A 4,649-nucleotide genomic window follows, 5' to 3' on the forward strand; every position below is an offset into this window, starting at 1 on the left:
CGCTGACCGGTAATTATGCGGGTAACTATCTGGACGGTGGCGCAGGTGACGATAAGCTGTATGGCCGTGGCATCTTCAATGGCGGCAGCGGGGACGACTATCTTGCGGCTCAAACCTCCAGTGCTTCAGATACTTTCCTGTTCAATCTGGGGGACGGTGCGGATGTGATTGACAGCTATGATAACAATGGGGGTGGTATTTATGCCGGTAAAGACAAGATCGTCTTTGGCAAGGAGGTGACTGCCGAGATGGTGGGCTATCGCCGGGAAAGCAACCATTTGATCATCACGGTCGGCAAACAGGGGGCTCAGGTCACCATCAACAACTACTTTGCCGGTGCAGCTTACCGCACCATCAACCGCTTTGAATTTGCCGACGGTACGGTGTGGCAGGATATCCGTAAAACCGATCGGTTTGTCAGTGATACCACAGCAACTACCAAGATTACCGCTCGTCAACTCACGACTGAACAAAATCTGGTTAGTGCTGACCAGTCAGCAGCAATCGCCAGTCAGGTGAATAGTTTAATTTCGGCGATGGCGACGTTTGCACCGCAGGGATCCAGTACATCGATAATACCGGATGATTTTAGTAACCCGGCTAATATGATGTTAACTTCCAGTGTGGCTTAATCACTAAACTCACTGTAAAACAGCGCACAACATATTGTGCGCTGTTTTGTGATATCGACAGATATATTTTTATTTTATGGATGAATCCCCAAAATTATGGATCGCTCCGCTGAAATTTCTCAACAACCTAAATTAGTTCAACAGCCGATAGTTGATACCGGGTTGCTGGGCCTGGTATTATTAGCTCAGTTTCATGGTGTTGCGGCAGATATGGCCCAATTAAGACACCGGTTTGGTAAGGGAACCGAACACTTTGATGAAACTGCCCTATTGCTATCAGCTAAACAACTGGATTTAAAAGCCAGGATCATTAAACAACCTATCGAACGTATTATGCTAGCGGCTTTGCCTGCCCTAGTTTTGTGCGATTCTGGTAAGCATTTCGTTTTGGCTAAAATTCAAAATGATAAGGTACTAATTCAGGATTTAACACAGAGTCGGCCCATTACCATCAGTATGGATAATTTTGCTGAACGTTATGAGGGACGTTTATTGGCTGTCTCTTCCCGAGTTTCAGCGGCACAAGGGTTAAATAAATTTGATTTTACCTGGTTTATTCCAGCAGTAATCAAATACCGCAAACTGCTGCTTGAAGTGCTGGCAGTTTCATTTGTTTTACAAATTTTCGCTTTGATTACCCCGCTATTTTTTCAGGTAGTGATGGATAAGGTTTTAGTACACCGCAGCTTCACTACTCTGAATGTGATTGCCGTGGGTTTATTGGTGGTGTCGATTTTTGACGTGGTACTATCGGCATTGCGTAACTATGTATTTTCTCATACGACCAGCCGCATTGATGTGGAGCTTGGAGCGAAACTATTTCGCCATATGTTAAGCCTACCCATCGCTTATTTTGAGTCTCGCCGGGTAGGAGAAACTGTCGCTAGGATCCGTGAATTAGAGAATATCCGCAATTTCTTAACCGGTCAGACGCTTACATCGGTATTGGATCTATTTTTTTCCTTTATTTTTATCGTAGTGATGCTGTTTTATAGCGGTTGGTTAACACTGATTGTGGTGCTATCTCTGCCTTGTTACGCTATTTGGTCTGCTTGCATTACCCCGGTATTGCGTAAGCGGCTCAATGATAAATTCGTTCGTGGTGCAGATAATCAGTCATTTCTGGTCGAATCAGTCGGTGGTATGGGGACCATTAAAGCAATGGCAGTAGAACCGCATATGACTCGCAAATGGGATAATCAACTGGCAGCTTATGTTACCGCCAGTTTTAAAGTTACCCGGCTGGCGAACATTGGTCAGCATGGGGTACAGCTCATTCAAAAAATCGTAACGGTTTCTACACTGTGGGTTGGTGCGCATTTAGTGATTGGTGGGCAACTGTCGGTAGGCCAGCTTATCGCCTTTAATATGCTGGCTGGGCAAGTCGCCGCGCCAGTCATTCGTTTGGCTCAACTGTGGCAGGATTTCCAGCAGGTTGGGATCTCGGTAGAAAGACTGGGAGATGTGTTGAATAGTAAAACAGAGAACCCGGCCAGCCGGGCAGCCCTGCCAGCCATTCAAGGCAAGATTACTTTTGATGATATTGTTTTTCGCTACCGTCCGGATGGGCCCGAGATATTAAAACACCTCAGCTTAGAGATCCAGGCCGGTGAGATTATTGGCCTTGTAGGTCGCTCTGGCTCGGGTAAAAGCACCTTAACCAAACTGGTTCAGCGAATGTATGTACCAGAAAGCGGTCGGGTGTTAGTGGACGGTAATGATTTAGCACTGGCGGATCCGGCCTGGTTACGCCGCCAAATTGGTGTGGTGTTACAGGAAAATCTCTTATTTAATGCCTCAATTCGCGACAACATAGCCTTAACCGATCCAGGCATGAGTCTGGACCGAGTGATTCAGGCCGCTAAATTGGCTGGTGCCCATGATTTCATTATGGAGTTGGCGGAAGGTTACGATAATTTCGTCGGTGAGCAGGGGGCTAATCTGTCTGGTGGCCAGCGCCAGCGCATTGCTATTGCCAGAGCATTGGTGACTAACCCACGGATTTTGATCTTTGATGAAGCAACCAGTGCGCTGGATTATGAGTCAGAACAGGCAATCATGAAAAATATGCACACCATTTGCCAAGGGCGAACGGTGTTGATTATCGCCCATCGCTTGTCAACCGTTCGTAGTGCTAACCGCATCATTGCCTTGGATAAAGGCCATCTTGTTGAAAGCGGGAGCCATGAAGAACTGTTGTCGAAGCAGGGGGGTTACTATGCACATTTACACAGTTTGCAGCAGGGATAAAACCGATGAATCATGGACGTGAAGCCTTTAGCAATTTCTGGCTGCGCTATAAACAGGCTTTTAAGCAAATCTGGCAGATCCGCGATCAACTGGATCCGCCGGATCGTACAGCAGATGAACGCGACTTTTTACCGGCTCACTTAGAGTTGGTAGAAACCCCGGTTTCGCCGACCCCGCGTTGGAGTATGCGGCTTATCATTTCCTTTGCCGGTATTGCCTTACTGTGGGCTATTCTCGGCCAGATGGATATTGTTGCCGTGGCCACTGGCAAAACGATCACTAACGGTAGAACTAAAGTGATCCAACCGCTAGTACCTGGGGTCGTTGAGTCGATCCATGTTAGCGATGGGCAATACGTTACAGCGGGTCAGCTATTGATAAAACTGGATGCAGTTGCCGCCAATGCTGATTACCAGCAGGCGAAGGAATTGTTAGAAATAGCAACCTTGATGAAGACGCGTTATAGCGCATTCCTGGCTGCAATAGAGAGCGGGGAGCGCCCAAAAATCCTACCCCTTGCCGGGTTAACCGAAGCACAACGCTACAATGAAGAAAATTTACTGCTCGGCATGTATAAAGCCTATCTGGCTAAGATAGAGACACAGAAGATGTTGATCATGCAAAAAAGAGTGGAGATAAATACGGTTCGCCAGCAAGTCAATAAGCTGGTTAATACCTCGAAAATTGCTGACTCCAGAGCGACTGATTATCAGAGCCTGTATGATGAAAAATTTATCTCTAAGCATGACTGGCTGCAGAAAGAGCAAGAGCGTATTGAGCAAAAGAGTGATCTAAGCATCCAGCACAGCCGAATTACAGAGCTTGAGGCTGCTCTGAATTCACAAACTCAGGAATTGGTCAGTATTATTGCCCAGTACCGTAATGATGCGCTTGAAAAGCAAAAGCAGGCACAGGACAACATTATCCAATATCAGCAGGAAGTCAGAAAAAGCCAGCAACGGCAGGAGATTCTCACTCTGGTGGCACCAGTCAGCGGCACAGTGCAGCAGTTAGCGATCCATACCGTCGGCGGCGTAGTGACAGAAGCTCAGGCTCTAATGGCTATCGTGCCAGAAAATGAAACGGTTGAAGTTGAAGCAATGGTTGAAAATAAAGATATCGGTTTTGTCAAAGTGGGCCAGGAAGCGGCGGTTAAAATCGAATCGTTCCCCTATACCCGACACGGCTATATTGAGGGGATTGTTGCAAGCATTTCACATGACGCGGTTCAGGATGAAAAACGCGGCTTAATTTTTCCGGCCAGAGTGCGTTTAAAACAAACTTATTTGATGGTAGAGGGAGAACAGATCAATTTAACCTCAGGGATGTCAGTCTTCGCCGAGATTAAAACCGGTAAACGGCGGGTGATTGACTATTTTCTCAGCCCGCTACGTGAATATTCCAGCGAAGGGTTACGGGAAAGATAGCAGGGCGGGAGCACACTTTGCTTTTTATTTAACCAAAGAATAACTGGGCCCGATAATTGTCATCCCAACTTGCCTTTTTTAGCTTGTTTCTCTGACTCGGCGCACCACAATTACTCTGCTTTATGATGTTTAGAACAAAGCGCCGGAATAGTGCCATATTCTCGACCGCATCCTCCATCGCTATTCTGGAGGCATCTTCATTGAACACCACATCAAGAATGTAATGCTGGCTGTTCTCAATCCGCCAGTGTTGACGAATATAGTGCCCGAGCAGCTTGTGTTTGGGAGATAACGAGCTGACATAGTAGGCGGTCTCTACCGTTCCTTTTCCGTTGGCGCT

At 46.9% G+C, this 4,649-nt stretch carries 4 protein-coding genes; 3 read left to right on the forward strand and 1 reads right to left on the reverse strand.

Features of this window, described 5'->3' with window-relative positions; translation table 11 throughout:
* From IO95_RS00725 to IO95_RS00735, 3 genes are all read left to right on the forward strand, one after another.
* Nucleotides 1-632 (forward strand): calcium-binding protein (locus tag IO95_RS00725; RefSeq protein ID WP_037383346.1); only part of this gene is annotated, 632 nt, incomplete at its 5' end.
* A gap of 96 nt (nt 633-728) precedes the next feature.
* Nucleotides 729-2,882: a type I secretion system permease/ATPase gene (locus tag IO95_RS00730; RefSeq protein ID WP_023492806.1), complete on the forward strand. Its 2,154-nt coding sequence runs from the start codon at nt 729-731 to the stop codon at nt 2,880-2,882.
* 5 nt (nt 2,883-2,887) lie between these two features.
* Entirely contained in the window at nt 2,888-4,309 is a 1,422-nt protein-coding gene (locus IO95_RS00735; protein WP_023492805.1) for an HlyD family type I secretion periplasmic adaptor subunit, read from the forward strand.
* 28 nt (nt 4,310-4,337) lie between these two features.
* Here the strand turns inward: IO95_RS00735 and IO95_RS00740 are convergent.
* On the reverse strand, nt 4,338-4,649 hold a 312-nt coding region (locus IO95_RS00740), incomplete at its 5' end, for an ISAs1 family transposase (protein ID WP_037383348.1).

It is taken from the genome of Serratia sp. DD3 (assembly GCF_000496755.2).

Excerpts from the sequence above, each read along its gene's own strand:
- IO95_RS00735 (WP_023492805.1), top strand. The coding sequence starts at position 2,888 with ATGAATCATGGACGTGAAGCCTTTAGCAATTTCTGGCTGCGCTATAAA.
- IO95_RS00730 (WP_023492806.1), top strand. The coding sequence starts at position 729 with ATGGATCGCTCCGCTGAAATTTCTCAACAACCTAAATTAGTTCAACAG.